Genomic DNA, 21,642 nt, shown 5'->3' with positions numbered 1-21,642 from the left:
ACGGCCCTTGCCACGGTGGCCCCATGGACCACGCCGCGGACGCCCCCGACGTCTTCGACCCGCGCCTGTACGCCGAGGCCGTCCCCCTCGACCGCTACCGGCTGCTGCGCGACGCCCGACCGGTCGCCCGGCAGGCCGAGCCGGAGGTGCTGGGCTGGCCCGCCGGCCCGGGCTTCTGGGCCGTCACCCGGCACGCCGACGTCGTGGCGGTGCTGCGCGACCACCGCACGTACTCCTCCTGGCTGGGGGCCACCCAGATCCGCGACCCGGACCCGGCCGACCTGCCGTTCCTGCGCCGCACCATGCTCAACCAGGACCCCGGCGGCGACCACGGCCGGCTGCGCCGGGTGGTGTCCCGGGCCTTCACGCCCGCCCGCGTCGACGCCTTCGCCGGCCGGGTGCGCGAGCGCGCCCGCGGGCTGCTGGCCGGCGCCCGGGAGCGGGCCGAGGGCGGGGCCGCCGACGTGGTGCGCACCGTCACCGACGAGTACGCGCTGCTCAACCTCACCGACCTGCTGGGCGTCCCGGCCGGCGACCGGGCGCTGCTCCTGGACTGGACCGTACGGATCATCGGCTACCAGGACCCCGAGGACGCGCCCGCACCCCGGCTCGGCCCGGACGGCCGGCCGCTCGACCCGCGCTCCCCGGCGCTGCTCGGCGAGATGTTCGCGTACGCCCGCGAACTGGCCGCCCACAAGCGCCGCCACCCGGGCGACGACGTGCTGACCTCGCTCGCCCAGGCCGGGCTCGACGACGCCGAGCTGGAGATGTTCTTCTTCCTGCTCACCGTCGCCGGCAACGACACCGTGCGCGCCGCCGCCCCCGGCGGCCTGCTCGCCCTGGCCCGCGATCCCGACGCCTACCGGCGGCTCGCGGCCGGCGAGGTCGCGGTGGAGCGGGCCGTCGAGGAGCTCCTGCGCGTCCACCCGCCCGTGCTCAGCTTCCGCCGCACGGCCGCCGCCGACACCGAACTGGCCGGGCAGCCGATCCGGGCCGGGGACAAGGTGGTCGTCTTCCACGCCTCCGCCAACCACGACGAGCGGGTGTTCACCGCCCCCGACCGCCTCGACCTCGGCCGCCCGTCCAACCCGCACGTCTCCTTCGGGGACGGTCCGCACGTCTGCCTCGGCGCGCACTTCGCCCGGCTCCAGTTGCGCGTCCTGTACGAGGAGTGGTGCGCCGCCATGCCCGCGCCCGAACAGGCCGGCCGGCCGCGCCGGCTGGTCTCCAACTTCATCAACGGGATCACGCGGCTGCCGCTGCGGGTGTCCGGGCCGGCGCGGTGACGTCCGCGACCAGCTCCGTCACGTCCGGACCGTAGGCGTCCGAGTTGACGACCTTCAGCAGCAGGCAGAAGGAGTCCGCGCCGTAGGTGCGGGCGAGCCGCTGGTGGTGCCGGGCCAGGTAGCGGGCGGCGGCCTGGTTGCTGTTGGCGGTCTGACCGGACAGCAGGAAGACCGGGCGGGCGCCCCGACCGTTCGTCAGGCGTGCCAGCAGGACGTGCTCGACCAGGCCCTTGTCCCAGAGGTACGCCTCCCCGCCGACGCTGATCGAACCCCGCTCCGGGCCCCGCGCACTGGTGAGGTCCACCCGCACCCCCGGCAGCATGGACATCAGGTGCGCCGCGGTGCGGACGTTCGAGACGGGCCCGCCCACGCAGAACTCGGCCCGCTCGCCGAAGCCCTGCCGGGACTCGTCGTGGGTGACGATCTGCACGTTCGCCCCGCAGTCCTTGATCAGGGCCGAGATCTCCAGCAGCGCGAACGCGTCGCTGCGGTGCAGGGACGAATCGGTGCCGCCCATCTGGCGGTTGACCACGAACAGGCAGTCCGAACCGGTCGGCAGGCCGAAGAAGGCCTGTTTGCGGCGCAGGGCGCGGCGCCACAGGTAGGTCCGGGAGAACCAGCCGAACCCGCCGCTGACGGCCGTGGCTATCACCCCGAGCACGATGTTGCGCACGTCGTCGTTCATGCGGCGGATGGTAGCGGCCGGGAGGTCCTCCTGACGTGGGGGGTGCGCCGAAGTTACAGTGCCGCAGCCGGTTCTGAACGGCCGTCGACTGGAGGAAACGGATGCGTCGTCCCGCCGCACGCCACCTAGCGCTCGTCGCCCTCGCCGGGGCACTGGTCTCCACCGGGGCCGCAGCCCCGCCGTCCGCCCCGCCCGGCGGGAGCCCGGCCAAGACCCCCGTGGCGGCCGGCTACGGCGGCGCCGTCGCCAGCGTCGACGCCGACGCCTCGGCCGCGGGCATCGCCGTGCTGCGCTCCGGCGGCAACGCCGTGGACGCGGCGGTCGCCACCGCAGCCGCCCTCGGCGTCACCGAGCCCTACTCGGCGGGGATCGGCGGCGGCGGCTACTTCGTGTACTACGACGCCAAGACCCGCCGCGTACAGACCGTCGACGGCCGCGAGACCGCCCCGGCGACGGCCACCGCGACGCTGTTCCAGGAGAACGGCGTCCCCATCCCCTTCGCCGAGGGCCAGACCAGCGGCCTGGGCGTCGGCGTCCCCGGCACGCCCGCGACCTGGAAGAGCGCCCTCGACGCCTGGGGCACCCGCCCGCTGCGCGAACTGCTGCGGCCGGCCGAGAAACTGGCCCGCGACGGCTTCACCGTGGACGCCACCTTCCGCTCCCAGACCGAGGCCAACCAGGACCGCTTCAAGGACTTCCCGGCCACCGCGAAGCTCTTCCTGCCGGGCGGCGCCCTGCCCGTCGTCGGCTCCTCCTTCAAGAACCCGGACCTCGCGGCCACCTACGCAGAACTCGGCCGCAAGGGCACCGGCGCGGTCTACCGGGGCCCGATCGCCGACGACATCGTCCGGGCCGTACGGACACCCCCCGTGGACCCGGCCGCCACCCGCACGGTGCGCCCCGGCGACCTGACCGGCCGCGACCTGCGGGCGTACGAGACGAAGCGCCAGGCCCCCACCCAGGTGAGCTACCGCGGCCTGGACGTGTACAGCATGGCTCCCTCCTCGTCCGGCGGGACCACGGTCGGCGAGGCGCTGAACATCCTGGAGCGGACCGACCTGTCCGCGCTCCCGCCGGCCCAGTACCTGCACCGCTTCATCGAGGCCTCGCGGATCTCCTTCGCCGACCGCGGGCGCTGGGTCGGCGACCCGGCCGCCGTGGACGTGCCCACCCGTCAGCTCCTGGGCCAGCGGTTCGCCGACTCGCGCGGCTGCCTGATCCGGTCCGACCGGACCCTGACCAGCCCGCTCGCCCCCGGGGACCCGCGCAACCCGGCGGCCTGCGGCGGCGCCGGACAGGCCGCCCCCACCACCTACGAGGGGGAGAACACCACGCACCTGACGGTCGCCGACCGCTGGGGCAACGTGGTGTCCTACACCCTGACCATCGAGTCCACGGGCGGCAGCGCCATCACCGTCCCGGGCCGCGGCTTCCTGTTGAACAACGAGCTGACCGACTTCTCCTTCGCCCCGGCCGCCCCCGGCGTCCCGGACCCGAACCTGCCCGGCCCGGGCAAGCGGCCGCGCTCGTCCATGGCCCCCACCATCGTGCTGGAGGACGGACGTCCGGTGCTCGCGGTGGGCTCTCCGGGCGGCGCCACCATCATCACCACCGTGCTGCAGGTCCTGCTCGGCCACCTGGACCGCGGGCTGCCGCTGGTCGACGCCATCGCGGCGCCGCGGGCCAGCCAGCGCAACCAGGCCACGACCGAGGTCGAGCCGGCCCTGTGGGACAGTCCGGTCCGCGCCGAACTGGAGGCGATCGGCCAGGGGTTCCGGCCGAACCCGGAGATCGGCGCGGCGACCGGTGTGCAGCGGCTGCCCGACGGGCGCTGGCTGGCGGCCGCGGAGCCGGTCCGCCGGGGCGGGGGCTCGGCGATGGTGGTCCACCCGTACGGCAGGCCGTAGCGGATACGGCCGTAGCGGATACGGCGGCCCCGGCCGCGCCCCGCTACAGGGCCGTGAGGATGCGCGGGCCGTCGGCGGTGACGGCCACCGTGTGCTCCGCGTGCGCGGCGCGGCTGCCGTCGACGGTCCGCAGGGTCCAGCCGTCGCCGTCGCAGGTGTAGTCGTCCGTGCCGCCCGCGGTCAGCATCGGCTCGATGGCGATCACCAGGCCGGGGCGCAGCTTCATGCCGCGTCCCGGCGGGCCCTCGTTGGGCACGCCCGGGTCCTCGTGCATGCTGCGGCCGATGCCGTGGCCGCCGAAGCCGTCCGGGACGCCGTACCCGGCGGCGCGGCAGACGGTGCCCACCGCATGGGCGATGTCGCCGATCCGGTTGCCCGGTACGGCCGCGGCGATGCCCGCGGCGAGCGCCTCCTCGGCGGTCGCGATCAGCCGCAGGTCGGCCGGGCGGGGTCGGCCCACGGTGAAGCTGACCGCCGCGTCGCCCGTCCAGCCGTCGAGCCGGGCGCCGCAGTCGACGCTGACCAGGTCCCCGTCCCGCAGCCGGTAGTCGCCGGGGATGCCGTGCACGATCGCGTCGTTGACGGAGGCGCAGATCACCCCGGGGAAGGGGACGGGCGCGAAGTGCGGGCGGTAGCCGAGGAAGGGCGAGTCCGCCCCCGCCTCGCGGAGCACCTCACGGGCCACCGCGTCCAGCTCCCGCAGGCTGACGCCGACCCGCGCCGTCTCCCGTGCGGCCGCGAGGGCGTGGGCGACGACGCGGCCCGCCGCGCGCATCTTGTCGATCGATCGGTCTGTCTTCAGTTCCACCATGCCAATAACTATACCGGTATAACTGTACCGGGATGATTATGGGGTGGCCGGGTAGGATGGGCCCATGGTCCGCACCCCCCTCACCCCGGAAGAGCGCGAGCGAGGCGAGCGCCTCGGCACGCTGCTGCGCGAGGCGCGCGGCGCGCGCAGCATGGTCGAGATCGCGGCCGGCGCCGGACTCTCGTCCGAGACGCTCCGCAAGATCGAGACCGGCCGCGCCCCGACCCCCGCCTTCTTCACGGTCGCCGCGCTCGCCTCCGTCCTCGGCCTCTCCCTCGACGAGGTCGTGCGCCGCTGCGCCCTCGTGCCCGTCTGATTCCCGCGCCCGGACCCGGTCCCGGTGCGCGGGGCCGCGCGGTTCAGAAACGGGGCTCGGGCGACCGGGCCGCGCACAGCTCCGCGGCCTCCTCGTGCGTCTCGACGGAGGGCGGGGACCCGGCCAGCGGCTGCCGCGCGGTCTCCTTCATACAGGCCACGGCGATGATGCCGACCAGGGCCGCCGCCATCGCGTAGTAGGCCGGCATCAGCTCGGAGCCGGTCCAGCCGATCAGGGCCGTGATCACCAGCGGGGTCGTCCCGCCGAAGACCGACGCCGACAGGTTGTACCCGACGGACAGCGAGCCGTAGCGCACCCGCGTCGGGAAGAGGGCCGGAAGGGCGGCGGACATCGTGCCCAGCATGCACACGAGCGAGAGGCCCAGCATCAGCATGCCGGCCGTGACGGCGAGGACGCCCCCCTGCCCGATCAGCAGGAACGCGGGGAGCGAGAGCGCGAGGAATCCCCCCATGCCGGCCATCAGCAGCGGCTTGCGGCCGTAGCGGTCGGAGAGCGCGCCGACCCGGCTGATGAGGAGCATCAGGAAGACCATCACGGCGAGCAGGATCAGCAGGCCGTGCGTCTCGCTGTAGCCGAGCTCGTCCGACAGGTAGGTCGGCATGTACGACAGCAGCATGTAGTCGGTGATGTTGTACGCGCCGACCAGGCAGACGCAGAGGATCAGCGTCGGCCAGTGGTCGCGGAAGATCGTGGCCAGGTCGCCCTTGGACGTCGTCTCCGCGCCGTCGGCGGCCTCGGTGGCGCGGGCCCTGCCGCCCTCCAGCTTCTGGAAGGCCGGGGTTTCGTCCAGGCGCATCCGCAGGTAGAGGCCGACGAGGCCGAGGGGCCCGGCGACCAGGAACGGGATGCGCCAGCCCCACGCCTCCATCTGGGCGCCGTCGAGCAGGGCGTACAGCGCGGTGACCAGCCCGGCCGCGCCGACGTATCCGGCCAGGGTGCCGAATTCGAGGAAGCTGCCGAAGAAGCCGCGGCGCTTGTCGGGGGCGTACTCGGCGATGAAGGTGGACGCGCCGCCGTACTCGCCGCCGGTCGAGAAGCCCTGGAGCATCCGGAAGAAGATCAGCAGCGCGGGGGCCCACAGGCCGATCGTGCCGTGCGAGGGGATCAGCCCGATGGCGAAGGTGCCGACCGCCATCATGATCATGGTGAGCGCCAGGACCTTCTTGCGCCCCAGCCGGTCGCCCATCGGGCCGAAGAACATCCCGCCCAGCGGCCTGACCAGGAAGGCCACCGCGAAGGTGGCGAACGAGGACAGCAACTGCGTGGTGTCGTTCCCGGTCGGGAAGAAGACGCGCCCGAGGGTGACGGCCAAGTAGGAGTAGATGCCGAAGTCGAACCACTCCATGGCGTTGCCGAGCGACGCCGCCTTGACCGCGCGCCGGACCGCCCGGTCGTCGGTGACCGTGATGTCGGTCCTGCGCAGTCTCGGATTCCGGCGCTGCCTGATGGCGCGGAAGAGTACGGGGTGGCGCTTCACCGCTTCCGGATCGGCCACCTGCTGGGGGTCGGGGGCGGCCATGGCCGGTCCTTTCCTCGGTGGGTGCTCCAGGGAAGGCGTCTGCGCGATCATGGCGGCTGCAAACGGTCCCGCCGGTCGAATGCGAGGTGTGTCACATCCGGCGGGCCCCGCCGCCCGGGCCGCCGGCCCTGCCGTTCGGGCGGGGACGGCCGCCGAACGGCCCAATCGGAGGTGGGGGCGCCGCGGTGCGGGGCAACGTCAAGGGGTGTCGGACCTCAACGCACCCAAGCGGCTCGGCTTCGGACTCCTCGGGGCGGTGCTCGCGGGCGGCCTGCTGGTCGCCGCCTGCGCCGCGCCCGAGGGCCCCTCGCGCGCCCAGGACCCGGGTGGGACGGCGCCGCCCTGCCCCGCCGCGGAACTCCCGTGCGCCCGGGAGCCCGGGCCCCCGCGGCGGCCCGCGGGCCGGGAGGCGGCGGGTCACGGAAAGATCCCGACCGGGGCGCGGGCACCGCGGGCGGCCTAAGGTCTCGGTATGAATCTCGACGAGCTCGGCCGGGCCCGCTACATCAGCCTCACCACGTTCCGCAAGGACGGCACCCCCGTCGCCACCCCCGTGTGGGCGGTGGCCGACGGCGGCGAGCTGTACGTGTGGACGCGCACCGAGACCTGGAAGGTCAAGCGGATCCGCAACGACGGTCGCGTCCGGGTCGCCGCGTGCGACGTGCGCGGACGCATCGAGGACGGGGCCGCGGTCCTGGACGGCGAGGCCCGGCTGCTCGACGAGGCGGGGCTGAACCGGGTGCGCAGGCTGATGTCGCGCAAGTACACCTGGCAGTACTGGGTGGTGGACGTGCCCGCCACGCTGTGGCGGCGCGGGAAGCGGCCGCACACCGCGATCGCGGTCAAGCTTTGAGGCGCCCGTAGCCCGCCCGTAACACGGGTGGGGTGCAATGCGGCCATGGAGACCGCATCCTCGCTGGCGATCGGTCGACTCACCGGGTACATGCGTGAGTTGACACAGAGGCTGGACGCCCGGACCGGCTGGTACGGGGAGTTCCTGCGGCGCGATCCCGACGGGGTGCGGGCCTGCCTGGACGGGGCCGCCATCCCGCCCTGGGACGTGGTGGAGTCGCTGCTCCGGGACCTCGCCGGGGTGCTCGGCCCGGAGGTCGCGCAGCGGGAGGCCGCGTACGCGGGCGGGCTGCGGGCCGCGGCCGTCGCGGCCTGGGACCGGATGCCCGGCGGGGCCGAGGAGCTGCGCGCCCTGCTCGCGGCCTCGGACGAGCAACGCGGCCATGCCCAGGCGGCGTTGCGGGAGCTGACCGCCCGGCTCGGCGGCGCCACCGACCCCGCGGAGGCCGACGCGCTGGCCCGGGAGCTCTCGTGGACCCGCGACGACGCGGCCCGCGCCTCCTCCCGGCACGAGGACCTGGTGGCCCGCCTGGGCGCACTGCCCGCCGGGCCCGCGCCGCACGCGTCGGCGGCCGTCGCCGAACCGGTCGGCAGGGCCGAGGGGCGCTGGCTGCGCGGCGCCCCTCGCCGGTCCGGCGGGGCCCGGTACGCGGGCCCGGCGGAGCCGCGTACCGCCGTCACCGCGCCGCCGGGCCACCCGGACGCCCCCGCCCCGGCGGCCGGCCCCGCCCCCGAGGGCGGGCTGCCCGCGCCGCGCGGGGCGCGCTTCGGCCGCCCCGGCCCCCCTGCCGACGCGGCCGGCGGAGCCGACGGCCCGTCCGCGGACGGGCCCGGCCGTCCCGCCGGCCCCGCTGCCACCGCGCGGGTGCGCACCCTGGGGGCGTTCGTCGGGGAACTGCTCGCGCTGCGCGGCCAGGGGCGGACCGGTGAGGCGCACGCGCTGTTGTGCGAGGCCGCGGCCTGGCCCGCCGAGCGCCTGCCCGTACTCGCCGCCGAGCTGGGCCGGGCGGGGCTCGCGGCGGACTGGGAGACCCTGCTGTGGGAGGCGGCCTCGCTGCCGCCCGAGCGACTGGCCGCGGCGGCCGGGGCGCTCGGCGAGGCCGGGCGGGCCGCCGACTGCGACCGGCTGCTGCGCCAGGGGGTGGCCCGGCCCACCGGCGAGATCGCCGACGCGGCCCTCGCCCTCGGCGCGGCCGGCCGCACCCGCGAGGCCGGGGCCCTGCTCGACGCGTTCGTCCGGGTGCGCACCGCCGAGGAGTCCGCCGCGCTGGCCCGGCGGGCCCCGCAGTGGTTCGCGCCCCAGCTGCTCCGGGCCGCCGCCGCGCTGTCCGCGAGCCACAGCCGCGACCTGGTCCACGCCCTCCGCGTGGCCGGTATCAGTACTGCCCAAACGGCCTGAAACAACCCACCGGGTGATCACAAACGACCGTGAATCGACCTAACATGATCGACTACTCCAACCGCGCACGGCGGTCTTGCCCCAGGCTGTGACGCGGCCTACGTTCTACTCCCTACGCACTCCGTCTACGTGCGTAGAGCCGTGGAAAGTCGACGTTCTCCGTCGCGAGGAGCAGCTCATGGCCCAAGTCGTCCGCGCCGCGCTGGTCCAGGCCACCTGGACCGGAGACACCGAATCGATGATCGCCAAGCACGAGGCGCACGCCCGCCGGGCCGCCGCCGAGGGTGCGAAGGTCATCGGCTTCCAGGAGGTCTTCAACGCCCCCTACTTCTGCCAGGTCCAGGAACCGGAGCACTACCGGTGGGCCGAGGCGGTCCCCGACGGCCCCACCGTCCGCCGCATGCAGGACCTCGCCCGCGAGACCGGCATGGTGATCGTGGTCCCCGTCTTCGAGCAGGAGTCCGAGGGCTTCTACTACAACACCGCCGCCGTCATCGACGCCGACGGAAGCTACCTCGGCAAGTACCGCAAGCACCACATCCCGCAGGTCAAGGGGTTCTGGGAGAAGTACTACTTCCGTCCGGGCAACCTCGGCTGGCCCGTGTTCGACACCGCGGTCGGCCGGATCGGCGTCACCATCTGCTACGACCGCCACTTCCCCGAGGGCTGGCGCCAACTGGGCCTGGCCGGAGCCCAGCTGGTCTTCAACCCCTCCGCGACCTCCCGCGGCCTGTCGGCCCACCTGTGGCAGCTCGAACAGCCCGCCTCCGCCGTCGCCAACGAGTACTTCGTCGCCGCGATCAACCGCGTCGGGCGGGAGGAGTACGGCGACGACGACTTCTACGGCACCAGCTACTTCGTCGACCCCCGCGGGCAGTTCGTCGGCGAGGTGGCCTCCGACAAGGAGGAGGAACTCCTCGTCCGGGACCTCGACTTCGACCTGATCAAGGAGGTCCGCGACCAGTGGGCCTTCTACCGCGACCGCCGTCCCGACGCCTACGGAGGGCTCGTACAGCCGTGACCAACCCGATCCCGCTGCACAGCCGCCACCGGACCGTCATGCCCGACTGGCTCGCGCTCTACTACGACCGCCCCATCGAGCTCACCCACGGCGAGGGCCGCCACGTCTGGGACGCCGACGGCAACCGGTACCTCGACTTCTTCGGGGGCATCCTCACCACGATGACCGCCCACGCCCTGCCCGAGGTCACCAAGGCCGTCGCCGACCAGGCCGGGCGGATCATCCACTCCTCCACCCTCTACCTCAACCGCCCGATGATCGAGCTCGCCGAACGCGTCGCCGCGCTCTCCGGCATCCCCGACGCCCGGGTCTTCTTCACCACCTCCGGCACCGAGGCCAACGACACCGCCCTGCTGCTCGCGACCACGTACCGCCGCTCGAACCAGATCCTGGCGATGCGCAACAGCTACCACGGGCGGTCCTTCTCCACCGTCTCGGTGACCGGCAACCGCGGCTGGTCCACCACCAGCCTCTCGCCCCTCCAGACCTACTACGTCCACGGCGCGGTCCGCACCCGCGGCCCCTTCGCCGCCCTGCCCGACGCCGAGTTCACCGCCGCCGCCGTCGCCGACCTCGAAGACGTCCTCGGCCAGGCGCGCGGGGGAGTGGCCGCCCTCATCGCCGAACCGGTCCAGGGAGTCGGCGGGTTCACCGCACCCCCCGACGGCCTGTACGGGGCCTTCCGCGAGGTGCTCGACCGGCACGGCATCCTGTGGATCAGCGACGAGGTGCAGACCGGCTGGGGGCGCACCGGCGACCACTTCTGGGGCTGGCAGGCCCACGCCCAGAACGGCCCGCCCGACATCCTCACCTTCGCCAAGGGCATCGGCAACGGCATGTCCATCGGCGGGGTCGTGGCCCGCTCCGAGGTGATGAACTGCCTCGACGCCAGCTCCATCTCCACCTTCGGCGGCTCCCCGGTCACCATGGCGGCGGGCGTCGCCAACCTCGCGTACCTCCAGGAACACGACCTCCAGGGCAACGCCCGCCGCGTCGGCGGCCTGCTGCTCAACCGCCTGCGGGCCGTCTGCGCCGGAGTCCCCGCCGTACGGGAGGTCCGCGGCCGCGGCCTGATGGCCGGGCTGGAGCTGACCGAACCGGGCACCGACCGGGCCCACCCGGCCGCGGCCGCGGCCGTCCTGGAAGCCGCCCGCGAAGGCGGCCTGCTCCTCGGCAGGGGCGGCGGGCACGACACGAGCGTGCTGCGCATCGCCCCGCCGCTCTCCCTCACCGTCGCCGAGGCGGAAGAGGGCGCCGAGATCCTCGAACAGGCCTTGCGCAGCATCCCGTAGGGGGACCCGATGAGCACCCGCACCCTGATCCACGGCGGCCTGGTCGTCACGGCCGCCGACGAACTCCACGCCGACGTCCTCATCGAGGACGGCCGGGTGGCGGCCCTGGCCGCGCACGGCTCGGCGGCCGCCGCGGCCTGGACCGCCGACCGCACGCTCGACGCGACCGGGAAGTACGTCATCCCGGGCGGCGTCGACGCCCACACCCACATGGAGCTGCCCTTCGGCGGCACCGCCGCCTCGGACACCTTCGAGACCGGCACCCGGGCCGCGGCCTGGGGCGGCACCACCACCATCGTGGACTTCGCCGTGCAGAGCCCGGGCCGCGCCCTGCGCGAGGGCCTCGACACCTGGTACGCGAAGGCGGACGGCACCTGCTCCGTCGACTACGCCTTCCACATGATCCTCTCGGACGTCAACGAGAGCACCCTCAAGGAGATGGACCACCTCGTCGGCGAGGGCGTCACCTCCTTCAAGCTGTTCATGGCCTACCCCGGCGTCTTCTACAGCGACGACGGACAGATCCTGCGCGCCATGCAGCGCGGCGCCGCCAACGGCGGGCTGATCATGATGCACGCCGAGAACGGCATCGCCATCGACGTCCTCGTCGAGCAGGCCCTCGCCCGCGGCGAGACCGACCCCCGCCACCACGGCGAGGTCCGCAGGGTGCTCCTCGAAGCCGAGGCAACCCACCGCGCGATCCAGCTGGCCCGGGTCGCCGGCTCCCCGCTGTACGTGGTGCACGTCTCGGCGGAGGAGGCGCTGGCCGAGCTGGCCGCCGCCCGCGACAAGGGACTGCCCGTCTTCGGCGAGACCTGTCCCCAGTACCTCTTCCTGTCCACCGACAACCTCGAAGAGCCCGACTTCCAGGGCGCCAAGTACGTCTGCTCCACGCCGCTGCGCCCCCGCGAGCACCAGGCGGCGCTCTGGCGGGGCCTGCGGACCAACGACCTCCAGGTCGTCTCCACCGACCACTGCCCGTTCTGCTTCCGCGGCCAGAAGGAGCTGGGCCGCGGCGACTTCTCCAAGATCCCCAACGGGCTGCCGGGCGTGGAGAACCGCATGGACCTCCTGCACCAGGCCGTCCTGGACGGGCACATCAGCCGACGGCGCTGGATCGAGATCGCCTGCGCGACCCCGGCCCGCATGTTCGGCCTCTACCCCCGGAAGGGCACCATCGCGCCCGGTTCCGACGCCGACATCGTCCTCTACGATCCGCACGCCGAGCAGGTCATCTCCGCCGAGACCCACCACATGAACGTGGACTACTCGGCGTACGAGGGCAGGCGGATCACCGGACGCGTCGACACCGTGCTCTCGCGCGGCGAACTCGTCATCGACCGGCGCGAGTACACCGGCCGGGCCGGCCACGGGGCCTTCGTCCCCCGCTCCACCTGCCAGTACCTGTAAGCACGTGTAAGGAGCCGCCCGATGGACTTCGGCCTCGTCCTGCAAACCGACCCGCCCGCCTCCCAGGTGGTCAGCCTGATGCGCCGCGCCGAGCGCAACGGCTTCCGCTACGGCTGGACCTTCGACTCCGCCGTGCTGTGGCAGGAGCCCTTCGTCGTCTACAGCCAGATCCTGGAGCACACCCGCACGCTGCGCGTCGGACCGATGGTGACCAACCCGGGCACCCGCACCTGGGAGGTGACGGCCTCCGCCTTCGCCACCCTCAACGACATGTTCGGCAACCGCACGGTGTGCGGCATCGGGCGCGGGGACTCGGCGATGCGGGTCGCGGGCCGCGCCCCCAACACCCTCGCCCGGCTCGGCGAGGCCATCGACGCCATCCGCGACCTCGCCGAGGGCCGTGAGGCGGTGGTCGACGGCACGGCGCTGCGCATCCCGTGGATCCGCGACGGGAGGCTGCCGGTGTGGATGGCGGCGTACGGGCCGAAGGCGCTGGCCCTGGCCGGACGGAAGGCGGACGGGTTCATCCTCCAGCTCGCCGACCCCTACCTCACCGAGTGGATGGTCACGTCGGTGCGCGAGGCGGCCGCGGCCGCCGGCCGCGACCCGGCCGCCATCACCATCTGCGTCGCCGCCCCGGCCTACGTGGGCGAGGACCTCGGGCACGCCCGCGACCAGTGCCGGTGGTTCGGAGGCATGGTCGGCAACCACGTCGCGGACCTCGTCGGCCGCTACGGCGAGCACTCCTCGATGGTCCCCGACGAGCTCACCGCGTACGTCAAGGCCCGCCAGGGCTACGACTACAGCCACCACGGCCGCGCCGGGAACCCGTCGGCCGACTTCGTCCCCGACGAGATCGTCGACCGGTTCTGCCTGCTGGGACCGGCCGAAGCCCACGTCGAGAAGTTGCGGACCCTGCGCGACCTGGGCGTCGACCAGTTCGCCGTGTACGCCATGCACGACGCGCGCGAGGCCGTGATCGACACCTACGGCAGCCACGTCATCCCGGCCCTCGGCGGCTGACGCCCGCCCGGCCGCCGGGGCCGCCGCGGCCCCGGCCGGTTCACCCGCCGCTCACGCGGCGGCCGTGCGGGCGCGGGCCGGGGCAGTGGGGTTTGTCGGCCGGGCGTGCTTTGCTGGAGGCATGATCGATGATTTTCTGGCCCATGGCCTGTCCGACGTGGAAGAGGCCGTCCGCAAGGCGGCGGCGATCGAGATCATGCCCCGGTTCCGGCAGCTCGCCGAGCACGAGGTCGACCAGAAGAGCGGCCCCCACGACCTGGTGACCGTCGCGGACCGGCAGGCCGAGGAGTACCTCACCGCCGCCCTGAAGCGGCTGCTGCCCGGCTCCGCCGTGGTGGGCGAGGAGGCCGTCCACGCCGACCCGGCCGCCTACGGGGCGCTGCGCGAGGACGCGCCGGTGTGGATCGTCGACCCGGTCGACGGCACCCGCCAGTTCGTCTCCGGTGATCCGGCCTTCTGCACGCTGGTCGCGCTCGCCCACCGCGGCGAGCTCCTCGCCTCCTGGACCTACGCCCCGGCGCTGGAGGAACTGTCCACCGCCGTCCGCGGCCAGGGCGCGTACGTCAACGGCGCGCGCATACGCAGCGGTTCGCCCGAGCCCCGAGCCGAGCTGCGGGTCGCGATGGCCCACCCGTTCTACACCTCCGAGGAGGACAAGCGGGCCCTGGCACGGCTGGACGTGCCCGGGGTCGCGGCCCGCCCGTGCGGGTCCGCCGGCCTGGAGTACCTGCGCGTCGCCCGCGGCGAGATGGACGCCCTGGCCTTCACCTGGCCCTCGGCCTGGGACCACGCGGCCGGGCTGCTGCTCGTCGCCGAGGCCGGCGGCCACCAGAGCACGGTCGCCGGCGTCCCCTTCCGGGTGGACCGGGACAACGCGCTGCCCTTCGCCGTCGGCCGAGACGAGGCCACCGCGCTCCGCGTCCGCGAGCTGCTGCGCGGGGACCCGGACGGGGCCGCACGGGAGCGCCGGGCCCGGTAGCGGGACTCCGGCCGCGGCGCGGGGGCGGGCCCGGCGGGCCCGTCCGCCCGGGCGGGCGCCATATCCTGGGGGCACAGGCGCCGCCGGACGAAGGAGGAGCAAGTGCCGTCGATCCTCGATGCGGTCGTGGTGGGGGCGGGGCCCAACGGGCTCACCGCCGCCGTCGAACTCGCCCGGCGCGGCCTCTCCGTGGCCGTCTTCGAGGCCGCGGGGTCGATCGGCGGGGGAGCGCGCACCGAGGAGCTCACCCTCCCCGGCTTCCGGCACGACCCCTGCTCGGCCGTGCACCCCCTCGGTGTCGGCTCGCCCGTCTTCTCCACCATGCCGCTCGACCGGTACGGGCTGGAGTGGCTGCACCCGGCGCTGCCCATGGCCCATCCCTTCGACGACGGCACGGCCGCCGTCCTGTCCCGTTCCGTCGCCGAGACGGCCGCCTCCTTCGGCCCCCGCGACGCGGGCGCCTACCGCCGCCTCGTCGATCCGTTCCTCGGCAAGTGGCCGACCCTGGCCCGGGACTTCATGTCGCTGCCGAGCACCGCGCTGCCCCGCGACCCCCTCACCCTCGCCCGCTTCGGCCTCGCCGGACTGCCGCCCTCCACCTGGCTGCTGCGCCGCTTCCGCGACGAGCGGGCGCGGGCGCTGTTCGCCGGGCTCGTCGCCCACGTCATCGCCCCGCTCGGCGGCATCGGCACCGGCGCCGTCGGCCTGGTGTTCGCGCTCGCCGCCCACGCGAACGGCTGGCCCCTGCCGCGCGGCGGCTCGCAGTCGATCTCCGACGCCCTCGCCGGGTACCTGCGCGACCTCGGCGGGAGTGTCCACACCGACTTCGAGGTCAAGCGGCTCGACGACCTCCCGCCGGCCCGCGCGTACGTCTTCGACACCTCGCCCACCGCCCTCGCCCGCATCGCCGGCCTCGGACGGGCCTACGACGGCTACCGGTACGGGGCCTCCGTCTTCAAGCTCGACTACGCGCTGGACGGCCCGGTCCCGTGGACGGCCGAGGAGCCGCGCCGGGCCGGCACCGTGCAGATCGGCCCGCGCACCCGCGACATCGACGCCTCCCTGCACCTGGCCTCCACCGGCCGGGCCCCGCGCTACCCCTTCCTGATCACCGCGCAGCCCAGCCTGGTCGACCCCGGCCGGGCGCCCGCGGGCCGGCACGTGTTCTGGGCGTACGGGCACGTGCCGGCCGGCTGGGACGGCGACCTCACCGACGCGGTCGAGCGCCAACTGGAGCGCTTCGCCCCCGGCTTCCGCGACCTCGTACTGGCCCGCGCCACCGCCGGACCGCCACAACTGGCCGCCCGCAACCCCAACTACGTCGGCGGGGACATCGCCTGCGGGGCCGCCTCGGGGCTCCAGCTGCTGCTGCGCCCGAAGGTCAGCCTCTTTCCGTACGCCACCGCGCACCCCGCGGTGTTCCTCTGCTCCTCGGCCACCCCGCCCGGCCCCGGCGTGCACGGCATGTCCGGGCACAACGCGGCCAAGGCGGTCTGGCGCCACCTTCGGAAGGCCCCGCGATGACGCGCATCACCCTGGTCCTCGGCGACATCACGGCGGAGCGGGCCGACGTGATCGTCAACGCCGCCAACTCCTCGCTGCTCGGCGGGGGCGGGGTCGACGGGGCCATCCACCGGCGCGGCGGGCCGGAGATCCTGGCGGCCTGCGAGGACCTGCGCCGCTCGCACCACGGCAAGGGCCTGGCGACGGGCGGGGCGGTGGCCACCACCGCAGGCCGGCTCCAGGCCGGGCACGTGGTGCACACGGTCGGGCCGGTCTGGTCCCGCGAGGAGGACCGGTCGCGGCTGCTCGCCTCCTGCTACCGCGAGTCCCTGCGGATCGCGGACGGACTGGGGGCCCGCACGGTCGCCTTTCCGGCCGTCTCGACCGGCGTCTACGGCTGGCCGCTGGACGACGGCGCCCGGATCGCGGTGGAGACCGTACGGGCGACCCGCACGGCGGTGGAGGAGGTCCGCTTCGTCCTCTTCGACGAGCGGGCCCACGCGGCCTTCGCGGCGGCGGTCGCGCAGGGGCCGGACGGCTCGGCCTAGACCGTGCCCTTCGGATCGTGCCGGGCCCGGGCCGGGGTGCGCGGGGCCGGGTACACGCGGGTCTGCTTCACGCTGCCGTAGGCGAAGCTCGACTCGATCGCGGCGATGCCGGGGATGGCGTGGATGCGGTGGCGGACCAGGGCCTCGTACGCCTCCAGGTCCTCGATGACCACCCGCAGCAGGTAGTCGCTGCTGCCCGCCATCAGGTAGCAGTCCTGGATGTGCCCGATGACCGCGACGTGCTCCTCGAACAGCGCGACCGCCTCCGCCGTGTGGCGCTCCAGCCGGATCCGGACGAACACGGTGACCGGGAGGCCGAAGGCGACCTGGTCGACCATGGCGGTGTAGCCGCGGATCAGGCCCGCCTCCTCCAACCGCCGGACCCGGCGCAGACAGGGGGAGGGGGACAGGCGGACGCGGTCGGCCAGCTCCTGGTTGGTGAGGCGGCCGTCCGCCTGCAACTCCCGGACGATCTGCAGATCGACTGCGTCCACGGTCCTCCTTGGCAGATCCTGCCCCAAACGTACGTGCGAGCGGCAGAACTGGCAATCGGCTGCCCCGGCCCAGGCCCTAGCGTTGCCGGGAACGGACCGGACCGGTCCCTCCCCGAGGCTGGAGCACTCTCCGTGGTCGCTACGCACCCCGACGGCGCGACCGCGCCTCCCGACGCGCCGGGCCCGCCGGCCGGTGACCCCGGCCGGCGCCGCCCCTCCCCGCACACCGAGGGCCTGCTCGCCCTGCTCGTGACCGTGTCGATCTGGGCCGCCTTCGCGCTCAGCGCCCGGGCCCTGAGCGCCTCCACCCTGCTGCCCGCCGACGCGGCCCTGCTGCGCTTCGGCGTCCCGCTGCTGGTCCTGCTCCCCGCGCTGTGGCGCCGCCGTCAGCGCATCGCGTCGGTCCGGCCCGGACCCGCGGTGAAGATCGTCTGCGGGGCGGGCGTGCCGTTCTTCCTCGCCGCGATGCACGGCGGCGCCCTGACCTCCGCCGCCTTCGTCGGCTCGATCGTGCCCGGGATGGTCCCGCTGTTCGTCTCCGCGCTGATGGCCGCCCGCGGGCACGGCCTGCCCCGCGGGACGCAGCGCGCCGGGCTCGCCCTGATCGCGGCCGGGGTGACCGCCCTCGTCTGGCGCCACCTCGTCCCGGTGGACACCGATGTCCTCGCGGGTACGGGCACCCTCCTGGCGGCCAGCGGGCTGTGGGCCCTCTACACGGTCGGGCTGCGGGAGGCGGACCTCGACCCCGTCGGGTCCATCGGACTGCTCTGCCTGCCGTCCTTCGCCGTGATCGGCCTGCTGGTCCTGACCGGCCTGCTGCCCACCGGCCTCGCCCACGCGGCGGGCTCCGACATCGCCCTGTTCCTGGTCGTGCAGGGCCTCGGCGTCGGCCTGTGCGCCGGCCTGCTGTACGCCGTCGCCATCCGCCGGCTGGGCGCCGAGCGCAGCGCCGCCGTCGGCAGCCTCAGCCCCGTGCTGGTGGTCCTGCTCGCCGTACCGCTGCTCGGGGAGGCGCCCACCCCGGCCGTGCTCGCCGGGGTCCCGCTGATCACCGCGGGCGTCGTCCTCGCCCACCGCCGCGCGGGCGGCCGCCCCCCGGCCCCCGACCCCGCTCCCTCTCCCGCCCCCGAGGTCTCCGCACATGCTTGAGCTCCTGCCCCCGCCGCCCTCCGACCCGCTGTGGGAGCTGACCGCCGCGTTCGCCGCCGACGAGCGGCCCGAGCGGCTCGACCTCGTCCTCGGCGTCTACCGCGACTCCTCCGGCCGTACGCCCGTGATGGCCGCCGTGCGCGAGGCCGAGATCCGGCTGGCCGAGCGCTCCGCGTCCAAGGAGTACCGCGGCCTGTCCGGGAACGCCGCCTTCAACCGCCTCCTGCCCGAGCTGGTCCTGGGCTCCGCGGCGCCGGCCGACCGGGCCGTGGCCGTACAGACCGTCGCCGGGTCGGGCGCGCTGCGGCTGCTGGCCGACCTCGTCGCCCGCACCCGCCCGGGCGCCACGGTGTGGGTCAGCGACCCGGCCTACGTCAACCACCGCCCCATCCTGGAGGCGGCCGGCCTGACGGTGCGCCCCTTCGGCTGGCGGGACGCCGAGGGCGGCTTCGACGCGCAGGGCGTGCTCCGCGAGCTCGGCGCCGCGCGGCGCGGCGACGTCGTGCTGCTCCAGGGCTGCTGCCACAACCCGACGGGCGTCGACCCCGCGGCGGCCGACTGGGAAGTGCTGGCCGGCCGGGCGGTCCGCGACGGCTGGGTCCCGTTCGTCGACCTCGCCTACCACGGGCTGGGCGGCACGCTGGAGGACGACCTGCTGGGGACGCGCCTGCTGGCCGCGCGGGTGCCGGAGGTGCTCGTCGCCGTCAGCTGCTCGAAGAACTTCGGGCTCTACAACGACCGCACCGGCTGCGCCCTCGTCCTCGGCACCTCCCGCGCGGCCCTGCGCAACGTGGAGACCGCCCTGCAGAACGCCGCCCGCACCCTCTACTCCATGCCGCCCGAGCACGGGGCCGCCGTGGTCGCGACGATCCTGGAGGACGAGGGGCTGCGGCGGCTCTGGCGGGCGGAGCTGGACGGGATGCGGGAGCGGATCACGGCCAACCGCGCCGAGCTCGCCGCCCGCCTGGACGCCCTGGGCCACCCGGCGACGGCCCGGGAGCTCGCCCGGCAGCGGGGCATGTTCTCGATGCTCCCGCTCCCCGCGCACGCCATGCTCCGGCTGCGCCGCGAGCACGCCGTCTACGGCACCGCGGCCGGCCGCATCAACATCGCCGGTCTCGCCCCGCACCACGCCCCCCGGCTCGCCCGGGCGGTGGCGGCGGTCCTCGGGCGCCCGGGACGCGCCCCGCACCCCACCGGGTCCCGACGGCCGCCCGCCGGCCCGCGCCCGACCGCGCCCCGAGCCGCGCCCGGCCCGGACGTGACGCAGAGCCCCGCGCCGATGCCTCGGATAGGGTGAATCGGAAGGAATCGGGCCCCCCGGGGTGAGGTCGGTGCGGTGGACTCTTACCAGTCGACGAGCGAGGTACCGGACCAGCCGGTCGCGGCTGTCGGGTACGCGGGCGTGCTCCGCGACCTGCTCCCCATCGCGCTCTGGCGGGAGGACGCCGACGGGCGCGTCGTCGAGTGGTCGCTGGCCGCACAGGACCTGCTCGGCCACCGCCCCGAGGACATCCTCGGCCGCCTCGGCACCTCCGTCCTGGTGCCGGACGCCAACCGCGGGCTCGCCGACGACCTGACCCGCCGCGTCCAGGCCGGGGAGACCGTGGTCGGCACCCTGCCCGTGCGCCACCGCGACGGGCACCGCGTGGTGATGGAGATGTGGATCGTCCCCGCCGCCGACCCGCAGGGGCGCACCGGAGCCATGCTGATCGCCGTGGAGACCTCCCAGGTCCTCCACATGCGCGACTCGCTCGCCGCCCTCCAGAGCCTGTTCACGCAGTCGCCGATCGGCCTGGCCACCCTCGGCACGGACCTGCGCTTCCTGCGGGTCAACGACGCCCTGGCCCGGATGAACGGCGCCTCGCCCGCCGAGCACCTGGGCAAGCGCCTCACCGAGGTCGTGCCCGGGGTCAACGCCCTCGCCCTGGAGGCGACCATGCGCCAGGTGCTGGAGCGCGGCACCGCCGTGGTCGACGTCCGCAGGACCGGGCGGACCGCGGCCGACCCCGACCACGAGCGGACCTGGTCGTGCTCGTACGCCCCGCTGCTGGACGGCGCCGGACGGCCGCTCGGCGTGATCGCCTCGCTCATCGACATCACCGAGGGCCAGCGCGCCCAGGCCGAGGCCGAGCGGGCCCGCAGCCGCTTCGCCCTGCTCGCGGAGGCCGGCGCCCGGATCGGCACCACCCTCGACCTGAAGCAGACCGCCGAGGAGATCGTCGAGGTCCTGGTCCCGCGGCTCGCCGACTCGGCCGACGTGCAGATCCTGGAGGCGATGATCGAACCGGACGAGGCCGCCGGCTCCACCCGCGGGCTGCTGCGCCGCCTCGCCGTCCGCTTCCCCGATCCGGCCGCCCCCACCGCGCGGCTGGTCCCCGGCCAGACCGTCCAGATCCCCCCGGGCAGCGTCTACGAACGGGTCATCGCGGGCGGGCAGGCCATGGACCTCTCCGTGTCCGACATCCCCGCGCTCGTCCCCGACCCGCGCGCCGCGTCGCTGCGCGCCCACCTCGCGACCCTCGGCTCCGCCCGACTGATCCCCCTGGTCGCCCGGGGCACGGTGCTCGGGGCGGTCATCGTGACCCGGGTCCGCGGCCGCGAGCCCTTCGACGAGGAGGACCGCGTCCTGCTCGACGAGGTGGTCGCCCGGGCCGCCCTCAACATCGACAACGCCCGGATGTACACCGGCCAGCGCCAGGCGGCCCTCACCCTGCGGCGCAGCCTCACCAACAGCGCGCTGCCCCGGGTCACCGGCCTCGAACTCACCGGACGCTACCTGCCCGCCAGCGACCACGACGTCGGCGGCGACTGGTTCGACGTCATCCGGCTGCCCGGCGGCCGGACCGGACTGGTCATCGGGGACGTCATGGGCCACGGCATCCACGCGGCCGCCGTGATGGGGCAGCTGCGCACGGCCGTACGGACCCTCGCCCGCCACGACGTGCCCCCGGCCGAGCTGCTCCGCTCCCTCGACGCCGTCGTGGCCGACCTGGGCGAGGACGAGATGGCGACCTGCGTGTACGCCGTCCACGACCCGGTGACGGCCGTGTGCGCCATCGCCCGCGCCGGGCACCCGCCGCCGGCCGTGGTCACCGCGGGCGGCACCGTCGACTTCCTCGACGGCCCGCCCGGCACGCCGCTGGGCGCGGGCGGCCGGGACTTCCGCACCGAGCAGGTGCCGCTGCCCGCCGGCAGCCTCCTCGCGCTCTACACCGACGGCCTCGTCGAGTCCCGCGACCGCGACCTCGACGAGGGCCTGGACCGGCTCGCGCTCGCCCTGCGCGGGGCGGGCCGCCCGCTGGAGGAGCTCTGCGACGGGGTCCTGCGCGAGCTGCTGCCCAACGCCCCGCAGGACGACGTGGCGGTCCTGCTCGCCCGCACCCTGCCCGTGTGAGACCGCCCGGACCCCGCCGCGCGGACCGTG

General features: G+C 74.9%; 20 protein-coding genes. 16 read left to right on the top strand and 4 right to left on the bottom strand.

Going from position 1 to position 21,642, the window contains the following annotated elements; genetic code table 11:
* Nucleotides 1-23 precede the first annotated feature (23 nt).
* Entirely contained in the window at nt 24-1,286 is a 1,263-nt protein-coding gene (locus tag CP968_RS07080) for a cytochrome P450 (RefSeq protein WP_150517182.1), read from the top strand.
* On the opposite strand, the gene CP968_RS07075 is transcribed toward CP968_RS07080, so the two are convergent.
* Nucleotides 1,246-1,971: a triosephosphate isomerase gene (locus CP968_RS07075; protein WP_150517181.1), complete on the bottom strand. Its 726-nt coding sequence runs from the start codon at nt 1,969-1,971 to the stop codon at nt 1,246-1,248. The genes CP968_RS07080 and CP968_RS07075 overlap by 41 nt on opposite strands.
* A 101-nt stretch (nt 1,972-2,072) precedes the next feature.
* On the opposite strand from CP968_RS07075, the gene ggt reads away from it, so the two are divergent.
* Nucleotides 2,073-3,878 carry a gamma-glutamyltransferase gene (gene ggt / locus CP968_RS07070; protein WP_150517180.1) on the top strand — a complete coding sequence of 602 codons (1,806 nt, stop codon included), beginning with the start codon at nt 2,073-2,075 and terminating at the stop codon, nt 3,876-3,878.
* A 43-nt stretch (nt 3,879-3,921) separates the two neighbouring features.
* Here the strand turns inward: ggt and map are convergent, their stop codons facing one another.
* Entirely contained in the window at nt 3,922-4,689 is a 768-nt protein-coding gene (map, locus tag CP968_RS07065) for a type I methionyl aminopeptidase (RefSeq protein WP_150517179.1), read from the bottom strand.
* A 64-nt stretch (nt 4,690-4,753) separates the two neighbouring features.
* Here map and CP968_RS07060 point away from each other — a divergent pair, with 64 nt between their 5' ends.
* Nucleotides 4,754-5,005 (top strand): helix-turn-helix domain-containing protein, encoded by a 252-nt coding sequence (locus CP968_RS07060; RefSeq protein WP_150517178.1) that lies wholly within the window; start codon nt 4,754-4,756, stop codon nt 5,003-5,005.
* 43 nt (nt 5,006-5,048) lie between these two features.
* Here the strand turns inward: CP968_RS07060 and proP are convergent, their stop codons facing one another.
* Entirely contained in the window at nt 5,049-6,545 is a 1,497-nt protein-coding gene (gene proP / locus CP968_RS07055) for a glycine betaine/L-proline transporter ProP (protein ID WP_150517177.1), read from the bottom strand.
* A 205-nt stretch (nt 6,546-6,750) separates the two neighbouring features.
* Here proP and CP968_RS07050 point away from each other — a divergent pair, with 205 nt between their 5' ends.
* From CP968_RS07050 to CP968_RS07005, 10 genes are all read left to right on the top strand, one after another.
* Nucleotides 6,751-7,008, top strand: coding sequence for a hypothetical protein (locus tag CP968_RS07050; RefSeq protein WP_150517176.1), 258 nt, complete (start codon nt 6,751-6,753; stop codon nt 7,006-7,008).
* 9 nt (nt 7,009-7,017) lie between these two features.
* A complete protein-coding gene (locus CP968_RS07045) occupies nt 7,018-7,398 on the top strand; it encodes a PPOX class F420-dependent oxidoreductase (RefSeq protein WP_150517175.1) in 381 nt (126 codons plus the stop codon).
* A gap of 45 nt (nt 7,399-7,443) precedes the next feature.
* Nucleotides 7,444-8,796: a hypothetical protein gene (locus CP968_RS07040; protein WP_150517174.1), complete on the top strand. Its 1,353-nt coding sequence runs from the start codon at nt 7,444-7,446 to the stop codon at nt 8,794-8,796.
* Between the two features lie 178 nt (nt 8,797-8,974).
* The gene (locus CP968_RS07035) at nt 8,975-9,817 is read left to right on the top strand and encodes a nitrilase-related carbon-nitrogen hydrolase (protein ID WP_150517173.1); all 843 of its coding nucleotides are present in this window, start codon (nt 8,975-8,977) and stop codon (nt 9,815-9,817) included.
* A 38-nt stretch (nt 9,818-9,855) separates the two neighbouring features.
* A complete protein-coding gene (locus tag CP968_RS07030) occupies nt 9,856-11,109 on the top strand; it encodes an aspartate aminotransferase family protein (protein WP_150521778.1) in 1,254 nt (417 codons plus the stop codon).
* A gap of 9 nt (nt 11,110-11,118) precedes the next feature.
* Nucleotides 11,119-12,519, top strand: a complete 1,401-nt coding sequence (hydA, locus tag CP968_RS07025) for a dihydropyrimidinase (RefSeq protein ID WP_150517172.1) — start codon at nt 11,119-11,121, stop codon at nt 12,517-12,519.
* Between the two features lie 21 nt (nt 12,520-12,540).
* Entirely contained in the window at nt 12,541-13,542 is a 1,002-nt protein-coding gene (locus CP968_RS07020; RefSeq protein ID WP_150517171.1) for a TIGR03842 family LLM class F420-dependent oxidoreductase, read from the top strand.
* 121 nt (nt 13,543-13,663) lie between these two features.
* On the top strand, nt 13,664-14,521 hold the full coding sequence (locus CP968_RS07015) for an inositol monophosphatase family protein (protein WP_150517170.1): 858 nt from the start codon (nt 13,664-13,666) through the stop codon (nt 14,519-14,521).
* Nucleotides 14,522-14,623: 102 nt separating this feature from the next.
* Nucleotides 14,624-16,045 carry a phytoene desaturase family protein gene (locus CP968_RS07010; protein WP_150517169.1) on the top strand — a complete coding sequence of 474 codons (1,422 nt, stop codon included), beginning with the start codon at nt 14,624-14,626 and terminating at the stop codon, nt 16,043-16,045.
* The gene (locus CP968_RS07005; protein ID WP_150517168.1) at nt 16,042-16,572 is read left to right on the top strand and encodes an O-acetyl-ADP-ribose deacetylase; all 531 of its coding nucleotides are present in this window, start codon (nt 16,042-16,044) and stop codon (nt 16,570-16,572) included. The genes CP968_RS07010 and CP968_RS07005 overlap by 4 nt, the downstream gene beginning before the upstream one ends.
* Here CP968_RS07005 and CP968_RS07000 read toward each other — a convergent pair.
* Complete coding sequence (locus tag CP968_RS07000; RefSeq protein WP_150517167.1) at nt 16,569-17,066, bottom strand: Lrp/AsnC family transcriptional regulator; 498 nt, start codon at nt 17,064-17,066, stop codon at nt 16,569-16,571. The genes CP968_RS07005 and CP968_RS07000 overlap by 4 nt on opposite strands.
* A 132-nt stretch (nt 17,067-17,198) precedes the next feature.
* On the opposite strand from CP968_RS07000, the gene CP968_RS06995 reads away from it, so the two are divergent.
* The 3 genes from CP968_RS06995 to CP968_RS06985 are packed head-to-tail and all read left to right on the top strand — an operon-like array spanning nt 17,199 to nt 21,612.
* Nucleotides 17,199-18,215 carry a DMT family transporter gene (locus CP968_RS06995; protein ID WP_229886072.1) on the top strand — a complete coding sequence of 339 codons (1,017 nt, stop codon included), beginning with the start codon at nt 17,199-17,201 and terminating at the stop codon, nt 18,213-18,215.
* The gene (locus CP968_RS06990) at nt 18,208-19,515 is read left to right on the top strand and encodes an aromatic amino acid transaminase (protein WP_150517166.1); all 1,308 of its coding nucleotides are present in this window, start codon (nt 18,208-18,210) and stop codon (nt 19,513-19,515) included. The genes CP968_RS06995 and CP968_RS06990 overlap by 8 nt, the downstream gene beginning before the upstream one ends.
* Nucleotides 19,516-19,554: 39 nt before the next feature.
* On the top strand, nt 19,555-21,612 hold the full coding sequence (locus CP968_RS06985; protein ID WP_150517165.1) for a SpoIIE family protein phosphatase: 2,058 nt from the start codon (nt 19,555-19,557) through the stop codon (nt 21,610-21,612).
* The last annotated feature ends 30 nt before the right edge of the window (nt 21,613-21,642 follow it).

The sequence above is a fragment of the Streptomyces subrutilus genome (assembly GCF_008704535.1).
GTDB classification, from domain to species: Bacteria; Actinomycetota; Actinomycetes; order Streptomycetales; family Streptomycetaceae; genus Streptomyces; species Streptomyces subrutilus.
Note: the sequence above shows the minus strand (reverse complement) of the source record. Positions and strands in the feature narration are given on the sequence as shown.

What these genes read in the sequence shown, in the direction of transcription:
- CP968_RS07005 (WP_150517168.1), top strand. Translation starts at nt 16,042, where the DNA reads ATGACGCGCATCACCCTGGTCCTCGGCGACATCACGGCGGAGCGGGCC.
- CP968_RS07020 (WP_150517171.1), top strand. Translation starts at nt 12,541, where the DNA reads ATGGACTTCGGCCTCGTCCTGCAAACCGACCCGCCCGCCTCCCAGGTG.
- map (WP_150517179.1), bottom strand. Translation starts at nt 4,689, where the DNA reads ATGGTGGAACTGAAGACAGACCGATCGATCGACAAGATGCGCGCGGCG.
- CP968_RS07035 (WP_150517173.1), top strand. Translation starts at nt 8,975, where the DNA reads ATGGCCCAAGTCGTCCGCGCCGCGCTGGTCCAGGCCACCTGGACCGGA.
- CP968_RS07080 (WP_150517182.1), top strand. Translation starts at nt 24, where the DNA reads ATGGACCACGCCGCGGACGCCCCCGACGTCTTCGACCCGCGCCTGTAC.
- CP968_RS07015 (WP_150517170.1), top strand. Translation starts at nt 13,664, where the DNA reads ATGATCGATGATTTTCTGGCCCATGGCCTGTCCGACGTGGAAGAGGCC.
- CP968_RS07060 (WP_150517178.1), top strand. Translation starts at nt 4,754, where the DNA reads ATGGTCCGCACCCCCCTCACCCCGGAAGAGCGCGAGCGAGGCGAGCGC.
- hydA (WP_150517172.1), top strand. Translation starts at nt 11,119, where the DNA reads ATGAGCACCCGCACCCTGATCCACGGCGGCCTGGTCGTCACGGCCGCC.
- proP (WP_150517177.1), bottom strand. Translation starts at nt 6,545, where the DNA reads ATGGCCGCCCCCGACCCCCAGCAGGTGGCCGATCCGGAAGCGGTGAAG.
- CP968_RS07040 (WP_150517174.1), top strand. Translation starts at nt 7,444, where the DNA reads ATGGAGACCGCATCCTCGCTGGCGATCGGTCGACTCACCGGGTACATG.
- CP968_RS07075 (WP_150517181.1), bottom strand. Translation starts at nt 1,971, where the DNA reads ATGAACGACGACGTGCGCAACATCGTGCTCGGGGTGATAGCCACGGCC.
- CP968_RS07045 (WP_150517175.1), top strand. Translation starts at nt 7,018, where the DNA reads ATGAATCTCGACGAGCTCGGCCGGGCCCGCTACATCAGCCTCACCACG.
- ggt (WP_150517180.1), top strand. Translation starts at nt 2,073, where the DNA reads ATGCGTCGTCCCGCCGCACGCCACCTAGCGCTCGTCGCCCTCGCCGGG.
- CP968_RS07030 (WP_150521778.1), top strand. Translation starts at nt 9,856, where the DNA reads ATGCCCGACTGGCTCGCGCTCTACTACGACCGCCCCATCGAGCTCACC.
- CP968_RS06990 (WP_150517166.1), top strand. Translation starts at nt 18,208, where the DNA reads ATGCTTGAGCTCCTGCCCCCGCCGCCCTCCGACCCGCTGTGGGAGCTG.